14 protein-coding genes are annotated in these 15,494 nt (G+C 51.3%); 7 read left to right on the forward strand and 7 right to left on the reverse strand.

Annotated features, from left to right (window positions below):
• Positions 1-380: 380 nt before the first annotated feature.
• Positions 381-1,295 carry a LysR family transcriptional regulator gene (locus AC6I8W_RS20905; protein WP_497838579.1) on the reverse strand — a complete coding sequence of 305 codons (915 nt, stop codon included), beginning with the start codon at positions 1,293-1,295 and terminating at the stop codon, positions 381-383.
• Positions 1,296-1,406: 111 nt separating this feature from the next.
• Here AC6I8W_RS20905 and AC6I8W_RS20910 point away from each other — a divergent pair, with 111 nt between their 5' ends.
• The gene (locus AC6I8W_RS20910) at positions 1,407-2,714 is read left to right on the forward strand and encodes a nucleobase:cation symporter-2 family protein (protein WP_497838580.1); all 1,308 of its coding nucleotides are present in this window, start codon (positions 1,407-1,409) and stop codon (positions 2,712-2,714) included.
• Positions 2,711-3,187: a nucleoside deaminase gene (locus AC6I8W_RS20915; protein ID WP_497838581.1), complete on the forward strand. Its 477-nt coding sequence runs from the start codon at positions 2,711-2,713 to the stop codon at positions 3,185-3,187. Before AC6I8W_RS20910 ends, AC6I8W_RS20915 begins: the two co-directional genes overlap by 4 nt.
• Before the next feature lie 39 nt (positions 3,188-3,226).
• Here the strand turns inward: AC6I8W_RS20915 and AC6I8W_RS20920 are convergent, their stop codons facing one another.
• The 6 genes from AC6I8W_RS20920 to AC6I8W_RS20945 form a co-directional block, all read right to left on the reverse strand.
• The gene (locus AC6I8W_RS20920) at positions 3,227-3,958 is read right to left on the reverse strand and encodes an HpcH/HpaI aldolase family protein (protein WP_497838582.1); all 732 of its coding nucleotides are present in this window, start codon (positions 3,956-3,958) and stop codon (positions 3,227-3,229) included.
• Positions 3,959-3,994: 36 nt separating this feature from the next.
• The gene (locus AC6I8W_RS20925) at positions 3,995-4,720 is read right to left on the reverse strand and encodes a Crp/Fnr family transcriptional regulator (protein ID WP_497838583.1); all 726 of its coding nucleotides are present in this window, start codon (positions 4,718-4,720) and stop codon (positions 3,995-3,997) included.
• A 26-nt stretch (positions 4,721-4,746) separates the two neighbouring features.
• Positions 4,747-5,925, reverse strand: a complete 1,179-nt coding sequence (locus AC6I8W_RS20930; protein ID WP_497838584.1) for a pyridoxal phosphate-dependent aminotransferase — start codon at positions 5,923-5,925, stop codon at positions 4,747-4,749.
• Positions 5,926-6,001: 76 nt separating this feature from the next.
• Positions 6,002-6,778, reverse strand: a complete 777-nt coding sequence (locus tag AC6I8W_RS20935) for an SDR family NAD(P)-dependent oxidoreductase (protein ID WP_497838585.1) — start codon at positions 6,776-6,778, stop codon at positions 6,002-6,004.
• Positions 6,762-8,276 (reverse strand): sodium:solute symporter family protein, encoded by a 1,515-nt coding sequence (locus AC6I8W_RS20940; RefSeq protein WP_497838586.1) that lies wholly within the window; start codon positions 8,274-8,276, stop codon positions 6,762-6,764. The genes AC6I8W_RS20935 and AC6I8W_RS20940 overlap by 17 nt, the downstream gene beginning before the upstream one ends.
• 187 nt (positions 8,277-8,463) lie before the next feature.
• On the reverse strand, positions 8,464-10,410 hold the full coding sequence (locus AC6I8W_RS20945) for an oxidoreductase (RefSeq protein WP_497838587.1): 1,947 nt from the start codon (positions 10,408-10,410) through the stop codon (positions 8,464-8,466).
• 537 nt (positions 10,411-10,947) lie between these two features.
• Here AC6I8W_RS20945 and mdcA point away from each other — a divergent pair.
• From mdcA to mdcE, 5 genes are read left to right on the forward strand one after another with little or no spacing between them, the layout of a single operon-like run.
• The gene (gene mdcA, locus AC6I8W_RS20950) at positions 10,948-12,603 is read left to right on the forward strand and encodes a malonate decarboxylase subunit alpha (protein ID WP_497838588.1); all 1,656 of its coding nucleotides are present in this window, start codon (positions 10,948-10,950) and stop codon (positions 12,601-12,603) included.
• The gene (locus AC6I8W_RS20955; RefSeq protein WP_497838589.1) at positions 12,603-13,469 is read left to right on the forward strand and encodes a triphosphoribosyl-dephospho-CoA synthase; all 867 of its coding nucleotides are present in this window, start codon (positions 12,603-12,605) and stop codon (positions 13,467-13,469) included. The genes mdcA and AC6I8W_RS20955 overlap by 1 nt, the downstream gene beginning before the upstream one ends.
• 9 nt (positions 13,470-13,478) lie before the next feature.
• Positions 13,479-13,778: a malonate decarboxylase acyl carrier protein gene (mdcC, locus tag AC6I8W_RS20960; RefSeq protein ID WP_497838590.1), complete on the forward strand. Its 300-nt coding sequence runs from the start codon at positions 13,479-13,481 to the stop codon at positions 13,776-13,778.
• Positions 13,771-14,607 (forward strand): biotin-independent malonate decarboxylase subunit beta, encoded by an 837-nt coding sequence (locus AC6I8W_RS20965; RefSeq protein WP_497838591.1) that lies wholly within the window; start codon positions 13,771-13,773, stop codon positions 14,605-14,607. Before mdcC ends, AC6I8W_RS20965 begins: the two co-directional genes overlap by 8 nt.
• Entirely contained in the window at positions 14,604-15,392 is a 789-nt protein-coding gene (mdcE, locus tag AC6I8W_RS20970; RefSeq protein WP_497838592.1) for a biotin-independent malonate decarboxylase subunit gamma, read from the forward strand. Before AC6I8W_RS20965 ends, mdcE begins: the two co-directional genes overlap by 4 nt.
• The last annotated feature ends 102 nt before the right edge of the window (positions 15,393-15,494 follow it).

Raw genomic sequence — 15,494 nt, forward strand, 5'->3', positions numbered from 1 at the left:
ACGAAGCGGGTTGAAATGCTGCACATTTAATTAAGGAAAAATCTCGTACGCAGCACGTTGCTGTGTGTGTGCTTTGCGTCACTATAATAGCAACGAGATCGCCGGTGTACAGATAATGATCGGCGAATTAAATTCACCGTGATGATTAGATTTTTAATCCCAGGTGATTCTTTGACCGATGTGAAATAATAAAGACATAAATAACGCCGATGAATTAACCCGGCGCCATCATCCGGTTAATTATCATTTTCATTTGTGATGATAATCTCCGTGAATGAAATCCCGGAGTGAAGAAAATAGAAAGTGGCGTATGGTATTATAAAATAATGTTTTTTTGGAAATCGATAACAGACGCTCCCACCACCTGCTGTCCCGGTTGTTTAAAGTGTTGTGCTATTTCCCGCTGCATCGCGTTCAAATATTTTATTTTTAATTAAACGATCGATTAGCCAGCTTAGCGCCCTTCCGGGTTTCTTTTTCCGTGACCACAGCAGGTCTACGCCAACAATCCAGTCGGTATGTGGATATTCCTGCTGCCGCAATTCGGTCAGTACTCCTTGTTCCAGCTCGCGTTGCACAAATATGCGGGGCAGAGAGGCCCAGCCCAACCCGGCAATTGCAGCATCAATCATCGCGTTATAACTCTCCACGCGCCAGGTCATCGGGCTGCCGAGATATTCGGTGGTGGAAATGGTCTTCTGCTGTTCACCGAAAGTGATATGTCGCCAGCGGTGGAGATCGGCAAAGGATACTGGCAGATGTTGGGCTAGCGGATGCTGTGAACTGACTACATGCACCATGATCAGCTTGCCCAACTGGGCAAACTCAATGGTGTCACTGTCCACCGGGCGCGACATCGAGATACCGACATCCACCTCATTTTTTCGCACCATGGCTTCCACATCGCCCTGGAATGGCTCGCGGACATGGATGTCCACTTCAGGAAAATGCATAGCAAATTCGTATAGTACGGCGGCAACTGTGGTATAGGGCACTTCAATCGCCAGGCTGACGTGGGCCTCGGTTTCTATGTTGAAAGCACTGACACGCTGCTCCAGCGCATTGCATTGCTCCAGAATCGTTTTCACATATTCCCGCAAGGTGCTGCCTTCCGGAGTAAGACTGATCTGGCGCGGTGAACGTACAAACAGACTGACGTTAAATTCATCCTCAAGATTACTCATCGCCATGTTCACTGATGACTGGGAACGTTTCATCACCCGTGCGGCAGCTGAAAATGAACCTGACCTGGCAACCTGCTCGAAGGTCATAAGTTGATCCAATGAATACTTCATCTGGCACCTTATCTTTCAGTTTTATTGAAAGCAGCTGATTATCGTCTGCCATTTTTAATTACATATAGTCAGGCAGTCAATCATTCGATATTTCATTTTTCCGGGGGTGGTATGGAAAACGTGGTAAACAGCGGGCAGGCGGATAACCCGCTCACCGTCAGACGTATTTTGTCATTGGGGTTCCAGCATGTGTTGGTCATGTATGCAGGCACGGTAACGGTTCCGTTGATTCTGGCATCGGCGCTGAAACTTTCAGCGAGTGAAACCATCGTGCTGATTAATGCCTGTTTACTGACCTCGGGATTAGCCACCATCTTGCAATCATGGGGAATCGGGCGTTTTGGTGCGCGTCTGCCGTTGATACAAGGCTGTTCTTTCGTGGTGTTGGGGCCGATGCTGATGGTCGGCCATGAATTTGGTATCAACTCGGTGTTCGGGGCGGCGATGGCCTGTGGGTTATTTACCTTACTGGTGGCGCCGATTTTCAGTCAGTTGGTGCGGTTCTTTCCGCCGGTGGTGATTGGCTGTGTGATTACATTGATCGGTATATCGTTGATGCCTGCTGCCGCGATCTGGTTGGGAGGCGGAAATCCCGATGCGCCTGATTTTGCCAGCGTCGACAAGCTGTTGCTGGGGGCCGGAACCTTAATCATCACCCTGATTTTCTACTGCGTGACCCGTGATGTGATGCGTAACTTCAGCATTTTGGTGGGGTTGATTTGTGGTTCAGCATTGGCTTACCTGGCGGGTATGACAGATTTTTCTGCGGTTGCCAGTGCCGGTTGGGTGGGTTTTAGTCTGCCGTTCGCTTTTGGCATGCCAGAGTTTCATGTCGCACCGATTGTGGTGATGTGCCTTTCGATGCTGATTGTGATGACCGAAACCACCGGTAACGTCCTGTTGATCGACAAACTGATTGGTCAGCCGACTACCTCACGCCGTCTGGCAGATGCCATCCGCGCCGATGGGTTGTCCACGCTGCTCGGCGGTTGCCTGAACAGCTTTCCTTACAATGCGTTTTCGCAGAATGCCGGTTTGATCATGCTGACGAAAGTGACCAGCCGGGTGGTGCTGATTGCGGCGGGGGCAATTTTGGTCGGGTTGGGGGTGTTCCCGAAATTGGGTGCGATCATCGCCGCCATTCCCAGCCCGGTATTGGGTGGGGTAGGTATCCTGATGTTTGGTATGACCATCAGCGCCGGTATACAGGAGCTGAAAAACACCGATTTCAATAATGAAAAGAACATCCTGATTATCTCTGTCTCGATTGCGGTAGGCATTGTTCCGATGGCCTTTCCGGCGATTTTCCACGCGCTGCCGCCGTCCCTGAAACTGATTTTCGACAGCGGTATTTTCCTGGGTGGCTTTACCGCCGTGGTACTGAACGCCATCCTGAATGGTTACGGAGCACGCAAATGATCAATGATGATGATATTCACTTCCTGCGTTTATCGAATGAGGTCGGCAGACGCGCTATCGCGCTGGGTAAACACCCGTTTGGTGCGGTACTGGTCGCGCCGGACAACAAAACCGTATTACTGACGCAGTGCAATATCGACACGGTAAATCATGCGGAATCGACCTTAGCACGTATTGCCGCCACCAACTTCTCACCGGAATATTTGTGGCAATGCACGTTGTATACCGCGGTTGAACCCTGCTGCATGTGTGCCGGAACCATTTACTGGGCCAATATTGGTCGGGTGGTGTTTGGAATGAGTGAGGCGCGTTTGCTGGAGTGTACCGGCAGCCATGAGGAGAATCCAACTATGAGCCTGTCGGCAGCAGCGGTGTTTGCGCACGGGCAGAAAGCCATCCAGTTAGTTGGACCGGTTGATGCGCTGGATCAGGAGACCTTCGCGCTGCAACAATCATTCTGGCAAGCGAGGTAACTTAAGAGGGTCGGCATGGGGCCGCCCCTCAGGTATTGCTCAGGATAGAAGCGTTGCCGCACCCTGCAACATAAACTGTGCATCGGTGCCGACAGCGATATAATCAAACCCCTGTTGCGCATACGCCGTCGCGGTTATTTTATCGGCCGCGAAAATCATGGCTATTTTCTGCTGTGACTTGCATGCCTGTAAAATACGTGCAATAGCTTCCTGAATCACCGGATGCCGGAGTTCTCCGGGCAACTTGTAGGCGACGCTCAGATCGTAGGGGCCAACAAATATACCGTCTACACCGTCAAGGGCGCAGATCTGTTCAATATTTTCCAGGGCACCGAGCGTCTCGCATTGCGGAATGACCAAACAGCGTTGGTTCACGCTGGTAAAAAAGTTTTCCATACCGGTTTTTAGCGTTGGATCCATACCATAAGCCGCATTGCGACCAAATGCCACACCACGATGACCAAGTGGATAATATTTGGTGCTGAGGACAATCTGCTCAATCTCTTCCATGGTGTGCACATCAGGGATAATAATCCCGGCAGGGGCCATATCCATACTGTGGAGCAGAGTTGAACGCAGTGAATCACGCACACGAATAAACAGTTTTTCCGGCCACTGACTGGTGGCATGTACAAAGTTTAATAAAGTCTCATCGGATAATGCGCTATGCTCGGCATCGGCAATAAGAAAGTCAAAACCCGCCAGACACAGACTTTCGGCAGCCACTGGACTCATTAATTGACAGAATGTACCGGTCTTGCTTGATAACATGGTAAACCCTCAAATTATACGTTCCCCAGACATTTTTCACCCTAACGTCTCGCCAGAGCAGTATTTCCCCAGCATGGCTTTGTTTTCTACGCGAATGCGCCCGCGTGAAGATGAGATGACGGACTCTTTCTTTAATTTACTGATAATGTAAGAAACCTGAACGCGTGATACCGCCACCACGTTGGATATTTCCTCGTGCGTCAGGTTTATGTCATAAAATTGCATGCCTGAATCTTGCATGTATTCCGAGTAGAGATAAAGGAAATTACATACTCGTACGAAGGCACTATTGTAACTCTGGTTGATTGAGTCAAATATCAGGAAGTTGAACATGTCCAGATAAGACGAAAGCACGCGCTGCATAAGTTCAGGATGCTGCTGCATTAACTCACTCAATTTCCTTTGCGGTAAGATGATGCCTTCTACATCTGTTACCGCCATATTATATTCCAATAATCGGTAGGTCCGCATCGATGAATAAGTTGGAAACAGGCTACCTTCCGCATGATAAAATAACGTTTTAACTGCGCCTGATTCATGGATGACAGAATAACTACTGAGGCCTTTCTCAATCAACAGACAAAAATCCAACGGTGAATCCGATGAAAAAATCAATTCACCTTTTTTAAATATCTTGCGCCCGGTGGCATGCTGTGAAAGCAGTGGCTTCAGGTCGTCAAAGACGTGCGAGAAATAGAATTTTGGAATCTCCATCGGTTGACGCTCATTGCCTGACAGGTAAATGTGAGGAAGATGATACATGCAACTCCTTACGATGGATATGAATGCTAACGGATTAGTAATAACGCCTGACTTATTCTGTCGATGGCGACCTTTAGATTTTCCATGGATGTTGCATAGGAAAGCCGGACATATCCCTCTCCCTTAGCCCCAAAGACAGTGCCCGGCACAAGGGTGACATAACAGGTCTCAAGTATGTATTGGCAGAATGCCTCGGAGGTCATCCCGGTGTCCTCGATGTTGAGCATGATGTAAAAGGTTCCTGCCGGTTTCTGGCAACGACAACCGGGCAGCTTGTTGAGTTGCTCATAGAGAAAGTCACGGCGTTGACGATACTCTGCGACCATCGCCCGGCTGGCCTCATCATTGCTGTTAAGTGCGGTTTCCGCCGCAGTCTGAATAAAACTTACCGGACACGCAATGCTATAGAAGCTGAGTCGCATTAACGGATCGATCAGCGACTGTGGGCACAACAGATAGCCAATACGCCATCCTGTCATAGCGTAATACTTTGAGAAGCCGTTCAATACAATGGTACGCTCACGCATTTCCGGCAGCATGGCAATACTGGCGAATTCACCCTCAAAAAGAATGTCAGCATAGATATCATCTGTCACCACTAACAAATTATATTTGATGGCCAGTTGAGCAATCGTCATTAATGAGTGCTTATCCAGCACGCTCCCGCTTGGGTTAGCCGGGCTGTTTACCAGAATCATGCGCGTTTTTGCGGTAATTAACCTTTCCAGTGACTCTGCATTTACCTGATAATCCCGACTGGCATCCAGAGGATAGCTAATGGCTTTGGCTCCGGCGATTTCCGGAACGGTGAAATAACAAAGATAGCCCGGATCGGGAACCAGAATTTCATCTCCCGGATTGAGATAAGCCATCATCGCCAGGAAGATGCCGTGAGCGACACCTTGCGTGATCATGATTTCGTTTGCAGTATAGGCAAGACCATAGCGCTGCTGATATTTTTGCGCAATACTTTCCCGTAAGGACACTTTCCCCATTACCGGCCCGTAGTGAACATCATTGTTATTTAATGCTTCAATAGCGGATAGAGTGATATTTTTGGGTGTATTGAAATCCGGCTCGCCAATTTCAAGGTGGATAACATCATGGCCTGCTTTCTCAAAAGCCAGAGATTTTTCAATAATGTCACGAATTTTAGACAGCGGTGCATTGACCATTCTGTCGGCCTGACTAAAAGCTTGTTTCATCTTAAACCTTTATTTTATTCTGACCTGAATCAATTCGCACCTGTACGCGCAGGCGCGAATCGTTTAGAGTTTTTGATTACGACATCACGAAACCACCGGTCATCATAATGTTTTCACCATTAATATAATGCGCGATGTCGGAGCTAAGAAAAGCAACAAGAGCGGCTATTTCTTCAGGGTTTCCAACTCTACCCAATGGAACTTTGTCACCAATGCGTTGATAAAGTTTGGCTATTTCCACGCCTTCGATCTCCGCACGCGTTTTCAACGCGGATTGCAGAAGTTCTGTATCAATGTTACCGGGAGAAAGGGCAACAGCACTGATATTATGTTGACCCATTTCAAGCGCCATCACCTTCGTCAGCATAATTACGGCGGCTTTCGCGGCACAATATGCGCTATTTGCATACTCCTCCCGGACACCGCAATAGGAGGCGCAGTTAATAATCCGGCCCTGACGTCTGGGGATCATCTGCTGCAAGACTTCGCTGCAAACGATAAATGTTCCTTTGAGATTAAGATCAACAATGAAATCGAAATCCTCATCACTCAGTGTGTCAATAGTGGCAAGACGTGTGGAACCCGCGCTATTGAACAACACATCGATATGACCAAACTCAGCGACTATTTGGGCAATGGTGGCAGCAACTTGTTGGCGATTGGTGATATCGCTGGCGAATGCCAGCGCTTTCCCGCCCTTGTTGCGGACTTGTTGTGCAGTAATTTCCGCGGCGTCGCCATTGATATCAAGCGCGGCAATCGTTGCCCCCTGTTCCGCACAGCGATAACTGGCGGCGCGGCCAATACCACTCCCCGCGCCGGTGATAACCATCACTTTATTTTGCAAATTCATGGCGGATCTCCCGTTTTTCTGGTACTTCAAGCCCATGAAGTTCAACCAGTTTTTGGTCGATACCTTTCACTTTATTTAACACCATCGACACCACCACCATCAGGATGGCAGGGGGTAGCACGCACAGCCCCATTGAGACGGTCCAACTGATATGGAACACATAATCCATCAGTAAATAGGACACCGGACCGGCGATGAGGGCACACCAGGCACCTTCTTTCCGGGCGTAGCGCCAGGAAACGCCAGCAAACAACGGAACGGCTAACATAGAACCCACACCGGAAAGCGACAGAAAAATAAATACCTGTAACAACGCGGGTGGTTTGACCATATTGAAATAAAGGACAAACAGGGCTGCCGCAATAATGCTGGCCTGAGTGACCCACACCGTCTTACGCGGCGTGGCTTTCTTACTGAGGTGAGCATAGAGGTCGGAACCAATCGACTGTCCGATCACCAGTAACAGTCCCGAAGCGGTGGACAACATAGCGGAAAAGAAACCAATCATCATGATGCCGGAGAGCACAGGCGTGAAGAACTCTCTGGTCATCGTCACCGTGAGATAGTCTGGGTTGGCTTTGGGAAATAACACATGACCAATCAGGCCAAGGAAAATCATGGCATTGAACATCGCACCTAACACCAGGGTAATCAGCAAAAACTGACCAATTTTCTTTCTACTGATGTTGGGTACCGCCAGATAGCGTGAGGCGATATAGGGCTGGCTAAACATGATGAAGAAGCCAAATAAGGCGATACAGGGAATAGAGTACCAGGGAAAGACCGCATCAGGACCCGTATCCCAGGTGCGCAGGTAATTGGGCGCGACCTCCTGTAAAGACGACTCCAGACCGGTAAAGCCTCCAATCTTCATCAGTGCAACCGTCACCAACGCCGCAGCCAGGATAGTCATAAAGGCACCCTGGAAGAAATCTGTCCAGGCAACGGAGCGGAAGCCTCCGACATTCACAAAAAACACCACAGCAACCATCATCACCAGCAAGCCGGTTGAAAAATCAATACCGGTATAACTTTGCAACAGCAACGCAGCCCCTTTGTATTGCGAGACCAGCATAAACAGGTAGCAAATCACCATGACCACGGAGATGTAGATCTTCATGCTGCTGCTGTTGTAGCGCGAGCATAGATAATCGGTTAACGAGAGAGAACCATAACGGCTACTTTGCAACCGAAGCCTGCGGATCACAAATAACCCTGGAATGACCAGTCCAGGCACGGTGAAGACGGTAAACCAATAATAGGGCCAACCGACGGTAGAAATAAAACCAGGATCGCCAATAAATGACCCCGCACTTACAGACGTTGCACAATAGGAAAAGGCCAATACGACAATAGGTGTCACTTTCCCGCCGAGAAAATACTCTACATCATCACCCGACTTACCCTTGCGCATCTTCAGCCAACCCCATACGGCAAGAATAAGGTTAATGACAATGAAGACGGCAAAAAATATCATATAGAAATGTTGGTCGCTCATTTAATTCGCCCCGGCTTAGCTGCCATTTCGTGAGTCTGAGGAATTCTGCATCTCAATCTTTTTTAGCATTTCATCTAAATGATCATCGGGGCGTCGCATCCAGATAATCACCATAATAGCCGCTAAGGCAAAAAGGAGAAATTCACAACCTATCATTATTGCCCATATTTGCATGATGTTACCTCATTCAAATTGCTAAGGCCGCTTCGTAACCCTGACGAATTGCCTTTACCATATCCCCCGGCTTTTCCGCATCACCGATAATTTTTATATTTTTTCTAACCGCACTCTCTGATTTTTTTAACTCTTCATTAAGCGTTGAACCTGTTGAAACAATGATACTGTCAATTTCAGCAATACAATGCTCTGAACCTTGTTGTTGATAATAAACACGATCGCCATCAATATGGCTGACACGTGCCTGGCTGATGGTGTGGAGTTGTGTATCCATATTGAGTTCATCAAGCAGGCAGATTCTTGAATCCTGTGGCATGCCATGGGCAATATATTCCTGCGGATCGATAATATAGACCTCAACTTTTTTGACCGACATAATATAATGCGCCAGTTCGGCACCGACCGCACCGCCACCGATGATCACTGCGCGTTGCCCCACCTGTTGCGGAAATAAAAATGCTTGTTGAGCAGACAGCATTTTTTCAGGCTGAAGACCAGCGATAGGCGGAACTTTATCAATTGAGCCGGTAGCAATAATCACTGCATCTGATGTAGAGCGGGCAATGTCTTCGTGGGTGATTTTATATCCGGTATGAATTTTAATATTAAGTTTTTCCAGTTGGCGGCGATAATATGCCAGCACTTCCAGATAACTCTCTTTACCGGGAGCCAGAGCGGACTGGACAATCTTGCCGCCAATATCAACTCCGGCATCAAACAAGGAAACCTGATGCCCACGCAGTGCGGCAACTCGGGCGGCTTCCATCCCGGCAGGACCACCACCAATGACCATGATCTTTCGGGATTGCACGGCTGGTGTGATGTCATAGTTGCTCAACGTTTCGCGCCCGGTCTGCACATTCAACATACATTTTACTGCGCGCTCCCCTGCCGTGCGGTCATGGCATCCTTTATTACAGGCGATGCAAAAAACAATTTCATCCAGTGCGCCGAGCTTTAATTTGTTTGGATAATCAGGATCGGCAATTAACGCTCGCCCCAGCGCAATCAAATCGGCTTTTTTTCTGACAATGGCCTCCGTTTGAATATCAGGCGAGCTGAGTTGTCCGGCCGCCATCACTGGAATTGAAACCGCATCACGGATGTTTTCCGCCAGGTAAAGATTGACCCCTTTCTTGTGGTAAGTGTTGGGAACCGTGCGAATATAAGGGTACATGCCCGCAGACACACTGATAGCAGCAAAACCAAGTTGCTCCAGATGTCGGGCAATGCGTACCGACAGGTGTGGATCGATACCTCCTTCACGACACTCATCACCGACAACCCGGATAGTAATAGGATATTCATCTCCAACAAGGGCACGGCTACGTGACATGATGTCGTCGATAAACTGCATCCGTCCGAGAAAACTCCCGCCATAGCGATCGGTTCTTTTATTGGTCAGCGGAGACATAAAAGCACAAATCAAATAACCGTGCGCACCGTGCAATTCAACAGAATCAAACCCTGCTTGTTTAGCACGCCACACTGCCTGAGCATAATATTCAACATATTCTGCAACTTCTGCGGTTGAAAGCTCTCGTGGCGGTGAGTATTCCGCTTTAAATATTGAGTAGACCTCAGGTTCGAAATACGATGGAGCAACCGGTTGGTGGCCGGTGACATTAATGCTGGTTTCACGACCTGAGTGGTGGATTTGCGCGGAAATCAGACAATCATGTTTATGTACCGCGTCAGTGAGGGCTTTCAGGCCCGTGATACATTCGTCGCGGTCGATATAGAGTTGCCCACCAAAATCACCATCAGGTTTGATACAGACGGAGCCGACGATGAGCATTGCACTTCCGCCTTGTGCCCGGCGTTCATAGAATGCAATTTCCTCTGGTGTTACGCTGCCATCATGCGTCATATGGACAGACATCGGTGCCATGACAAAGCGATTTTTTAACAGCAAAGGACCAATCTGAACTTTTTCAAATAAAATGTCTGTGTTCATTTTACTTATGCCTCGCACCCACAATGTTTCGGGAGTTTTCCCATTGGGAAAAGTTATTTTAATTTTTGCCGTCCTGTTTTTACTGCATTCCTGGTTTTATTCAAGTTTCAGTTCCCCGGTTGGCTATTTATAGCAATAACAATGTTTTCATCTGTAACTTACTTTACATTCGCGGCATTAAGTCTCCTGGTATAAGAAAAGGGAATGCTATTCGATACAAATAAAATGGAGGAAAGCGTTAACCCAATGAGATAATTGGCACCCGTGGGACTCTAACATGTAAATATCAACGTTCAGGATATCGAGGTGATATGAAAAAAATATAGATATAAGGGGTGATGTACCGGCACACGTGTTCTGACTATAGATGTTGTCTTTAATGCCGGTGTCGTTGATCCCCATCAAATTTCCTGACATCCAATCATTACTCTCAGGCTAACGATTCGACCCGCAGCTTGATTGATGGAATTCTCCCCAGACGCCAGACTGAATCCAGTTGAAGCAATCATTGAGATTCGCGAATTCAGGAGGTTAGTCATGTCATCAGGACAGCATACGCCACGCGTCTGGAATACGCGGCGCAGCGAAAAACAGCGGAGACTGGCAGCAGTGAAGGTAGCGGGTAAGGTGCTACCGAGCGATCAAATGGCAGAGATGCTCGAATGCTTGATCGCTCCGGGTGACCGGGTGGTGCTGGAAGGCAACAACCAGAAACAGGCCGATTTTCTTTCGCGCATGTTGGCGCAGGTCAACCCGGCTAAAGTCAATAATCTGCATATGATCATGCCCAGTGTCGGACGCAGCGAGCACCTCGACATCTTCGAAAAAGGCATTGCCCGTAAACTCGATTTCTCCTTTGCCGGCACGCAGAGCCTGCGTATTTCGCAGCTGCTGGAGGATAACATCCTCGAGATTGGTGCGATTCACACCTATATCGAACTGTATTCCCGCCTGTATGTCGATCTGGCACCGAACGTGGCGCTGATCGCCGGTTACAAAGCCGATCGTAAAGGTAATCTCTATACCGGACCGAGTACCGAAGACACCCCAGCGCTGGTGGAAGCCGCCGCTTTCCACGATGGCATCGTGATTGCCCAGGTCAATGAACTGGTGGATGACGAGTGCGATCTGCCGCGTGTGGACATCCCTGGTTCCTGGATTGATTACGTGGTGGTGGCGGATAAACCGTTCTTTATTGAGCCGCTGTTCACCCGTGACCCGCGCCTGATCAAACAGGAACATATCCTGATGGCGATGCTGGCTATCAAGGGCATCTACGCCGAACATCAGGTGCAGTCACTCAATCACGGTATCGGTTTTAACACCGCCGCGATTGAGCTGCTGCTGCCGACTTACGGCCAGCAACTGGGCCTGAAAGGCAAAATCTGTAAACACTGGACGCTTAACCCGCATCCGACGCTGATCCCGGCCATCGAAAGTGGTTGGGTGGAGAGCGTGCACTGCTTCGGTGGTGAGCTGGGGATGGAAGAGTACATCCGCGCTCGTCCCGATATCTTCTTTACCGGTGCCGACGGTTCGATGCGTTCCAACCGCGCCATGTGTCAGCTCGCCGGTCAATACGCGGTGGACATGTTCATCGGTTCGACCTTACAGGTTGACGGCCTCGGCAACTCATCTACCGTCACCCGTGGTCGTTTGGCCGGTTTTGGCGGTGCACCGAATATGGGCCATGACCCACACGGACGTCGTCATGCCACCCCTGCATGGCTGGCGATGATCAACGAGCCAGATCCAATGCAACGTGGCCGCAAGCTGGTGGTACAGATGGTGGAAACCTTCCAGGCAGGCGTCAAACCGACCTTTGTGGAAAAACTCGATGCCGTTGATGTGGCGAAAAGTGCCGGTATGCCGCTGGCACCGGTGATGATTTACGGCGATGACGTTACCCACGTGCTGACGGAAGAAGGTATCGCCTATCTCTATCGCGCGACCAGTCTGGAAGAACGTCGGGCGATGGTGGCTGCCGTAGCGGGTATCACCGATATCGGTTTGGGCGTGGATGCCAAACGCGTAGCCGAACTGCGCCGCAGCGGCAAAGTGGTGTTCCCGGAAGATATTGGTATTCGTCGTTCAGATGCCACCCGCTCACTGTTGGCTGCCGGTAGTGTCGCTGATCTGGTCGAATGGTCAGACGGCCTCTACAACCCGCCCGCTAAATTCCGGAGCTGGTAATGAAACGACTCTCACCCACACCGGTTGAAGCGCATCTGCACTGTCTGGCGCAGATAGCGACCGATTGCCTGATTGAAGAAGTGAACCTCACGCCCAAACCTGGGCTGGTGGATCGGCGCGGCAGTGGGGCGCATCACGACCTCACGCTGGCGCTGATGGAGCGGTCAGCCCGCAGCCTGACGCCAACCTTCTATGCGTTAGCGCAGCAAAGCTGGCGGCGTCCGGCGGATGTCGCGTTGCGGGAAACCATCGGACAACTGGGACGTGAAGGTGAGAGGCAGATGATGGCCGCCACTGCCGGGGTCAATACCCATCGTGGTGCCATCTGGGCGCTCGGCTTGCTGGTCAGTGCCGGTGCCATGCTGGCCGGGGCAGGCGACAGTCAGCGCGTCTGTGATGTTGCTGCGCAGCTGGCAACTTTGCCGGATTGCGCCGCCCCCCGGACCTTCAGCAAAGGGTTGCGGGTGGTGCATCGCTTTCGTGTACCCGGAGCGCGCGAAGAGGCACAGCAGGGCTTTCCACACATTACCCGGCTGGCGCTACCGCAGCTCCATGCCAGTCGCCGCGCCGGTGCCGATGAAACGGCGGCACGCCTTGATGCGCTGATGGCGATTCTGACCTCACTGACCGACACCTGCGTATTGCACCGGGCAGGCTTACCGGCGCTGCGTGCCATGCAGGACGGTGCGCGCCAGGTACTGGCGGCCGGAGGTTATGCCGAAGCGGCAGGGCGCCGGGCGCTGGCAAAACTGGATAACGCGATGTTGGGATTCAATGCCTCGCCGGGTGGTGCCGCCGATTTACTGGCCGCCACGCTGTTTCTGGACCGCATTACCGGCGCTCAGGCATCAACATTTAATGATTAAGAGGTAGCTATGGAACACATAACGTTGTCATACCCGTCCAGCCGTACGCTAAGCGGCAAGGCGTTGGCGGGCGTGGTGGGATCGGGTGATATGGAGGTGCTGTTCACGGCGGATGATAGCCACGTTCTGAACATTGCTATCACCACCTCAGTCAATAACAGCCATGCACGCTGGGAAGCGCTATTCAATCGCCTGGCGCAACTCACCGAATTGCCTGCGGGCCAACTGGTGATTCATGACTTCGGTGCAACACCGGGTGTTGCGCGTATCCGCATTGAACAGGTGTTTGAGGAGGTCGCTCATGCGTAACGACAGCAGTTTTATTGAGTTACGGGCGCGGCAGCGGGCGCTGGCGCTACTGGATACCGGCAGCGCACGTGAACTGCTGGATCCTTTCGCTGGTGTGATGTCGCCATGGCTGCCCAAACAGGGCATCGTGCCGCAGGCCGATGACGGCATGGTGGTGATGAAAGGTAGCCGTCACGGTAAACCCACAGTAGTGGTGGCGATTGAAGGCACCTTCCAGGGCGGCAGCATGGGTGAAGTGTCCGGGGCCAAAATGGCGGCGGCGCTGGAGCTGGCAGCAGAAGACAACCGTAACGGTATCCCGACCCAGGCGATTCTCTGTCTGGAAACCGGAGGGGTGCGGCTACAGGAAGCGAACCTTGGTCTGGCGGCGATTGCCGATATTCATGCGGCGATTGTGGATCTGCGCCGTTATACCCCGGTTATCGGCATTGTCGCCGGTACGGTCGGTTGTTTCGGTGGGATGTCGATTGCAGCGGCGTTGTGCAGCTACCTGATCGTCACCCGCGAAGCGCGCCTGGGGCTGAATGGCCCGCAGGTGATCGAACAGGAAGCCGGCATTGAAGAGTACGACTCGCGTGACCGTCCCTTTATCTGGAGCATGACCGGCGGCGAAATCCGTTATCAGAGCGGGTTGGTGGAAGCGCTGGTCGGTGATGGCGTGAATGCGGTACAAGCCGCAGTCGATGCCGCTAGCGATCAGGGCGTCCCGGCGCAGCATCGTAGCGAAAACTACGCCTTCTACCTTGATCGCTTAACCCGTTTTGATACCCAACAACAGGCCAGTACGGCTGTGATTCATCAGGTCTTTGCCCCGGAGGTGAAAAAATGAGCGCAAATAACAGCCGTGGTGAACTGTGGTTTAACCAACTGACCGGCGGAGCGGAGCGGATTCAGGGTTTGTGTCCTTCGGTGCTGGCCGCTGACGCCGCTGGGGTGCGTTACATCGCGGTGGTTCCGGATGCGCACAACCGCTATCCGCGTGCCGCCAAAGGTGAGGTGGGCTTACTGGAAGGTTGGACGCTGGCGAAAGTGGTGCAGGAAACCATCGCCGCCGATGCCAGCAACCCAATCAAACGCCCGATTGTGGCGGTGATTGATGTGCCAAGCCAGGCCTACGGTCGCCGTGAAGAGGCGTTCGGTATCCACCAGGCGTTGGCCGGTGCGGCCGGGGCGTATGCCCAGGCGCGTCTGGCAGGTCACCCGGTGATTGGGCTGATTGTTGGTAAGGCGATGTCCGGAGCCTTTCTGGCGCACGGTTATCAGGCCAATCGCCTGATCGCCTTCAACGATGCAGGCGTGCTGGTACACGCCATGGGTAAAGAATCTGCCGCACGAATCACGCTGCGTACCGTGGAAGCACTGGAGAAACTGGCAGCCACCGTCCCGCCGATGGCTTATGACATCAGCAATTACGCCACGCTGGGTTTGCTGTCGTCGCTGCTGAACATTGCCGACCCTGATGCACCGAGCGCCAGCGATCTTCAGCGGGTGCGCGACACCCTGGCGGCAGCGATTGAGGATGCCCGCAAGGATCCGCGCCGTGGTTCCGGTGAAGTCGCCGTCAATCGTCAGGCGTCTGCTGAAGTTCGCGCGCGTATGCGTGCCAGTTGGTAGTTAAAACAAAAAAATATAAACCTGCCGGATAGCGACAGGGCCGGGTGTGTTAAGACGCCCGGCTGACTGGAGCATCTGTTAAATAAACACCATCGCGTCAGT

It is taken from the genome of Pantoea sp. X-Soil-TKNS-1211 (assembly GCF_059730495.1).

Excerpts from the sequence above, each read along its gene's own strand:
- AC6I8W_RS20905 (WP_497838579.1), bottom strand. The coding sequence starts at position 1,295 with ATGAAGTATTCATTGGATCAACTTATGACCTTCGAGCAGGTTGCCAGG.
- AC6I8W_RS20910 (WP_497838580.1), top strand. The coding sequence starts at position 1,407 with ATGGAAAACGTGGTAAACAGCGGGCAGGCGGATAACCCGCTCACCGTC.
- AC6I8W_RS20915 (WP_497838581.1), top strand. The coding sequence starts at position 2,711 with ATGATCAATGATGATGATATTCACTTCCTGCGTTTATCGAATGAGGTC.
- AC6I8W_RS20920 (WP_497838582.1), bottom strand. The coding sequence starts at position 3,958 with ATGTTATCAAGCAAGACCGGTACATTCTGTCAATTAATGAGTCCAGTG.
- AC6I8W_RS20925 (WP_497838583.1), bottom strand. The coding sequence starts at position 4,720 with ATGTATCATCTTCCTCACATTTACCTGTCAGGCAATGAGCGTCAACCG.
- AC6I8W_RS20930 (WP_497838584.1), bottom strand. The coding sequence starts at position 5,925 with ATGAAACAAGCTTTTAGTCAGGCCGACAGAATGGTCAATGCACCGCTG.
- AC6I8W_RS20935 (WP_497838585.1), bottom strand. The coding sequence starts at position 6,778 with ATGAATTTGCAAAATAAAGTGATGGTTATCACCGGCGCGGGGAGTGGT.
- AC6I8W_RS20940 (WP_497838586.1), bottom strand. The coding sequence starts at position 8,276 with ATGAGCGACCAACATTTCTATATGATATTTTTTGCCGTCTTCATTGTC.
- AC6I8W_RS20945 (WP_497838587.1), bottom strand. The coding sequence starts at position 10,410 with ATGAACACAGACATTTTATTTGAAAAAGTTCAGATTGGTCCTTTGCTG.
- mdcA (WP_497838588.1), top strand. The coding sequence starts at position 10,948 with ATGTCATCAGGACAGCATACGCCACGCGTCTGGAATACGCGGCGCAGC.
- AC6I8W_RS20955 (WP_497838589.1), top strand. The coding sequence starts at position 12,603 with ATGAAACGACTCTCACCCACACCGGTTGAAGCGCATCTGCACTGTCTG.
- mdcC (WP_497838590.1), top strand. The coding sequence starts at position 13,479 with ATGGAACACATAACGTTGTCATACCCGTCCAGCCGTACGCTAAGCGGC.
- AC6I8W_RS20965 (WP_497838591.1), top strand. The coding sequence starts at position 13,771 with ATGCGTAACGACAGCAGTTTTATTGAGTTACGGGCGCGGCAGCGGGCG.
- mdcE (WP_497838592.1), top strand. The coding sequence starts at position 14,604 with ATGAGCGCAAATAACAGCCGTGGTGAACTGTGGTTTAACCAACTGACC.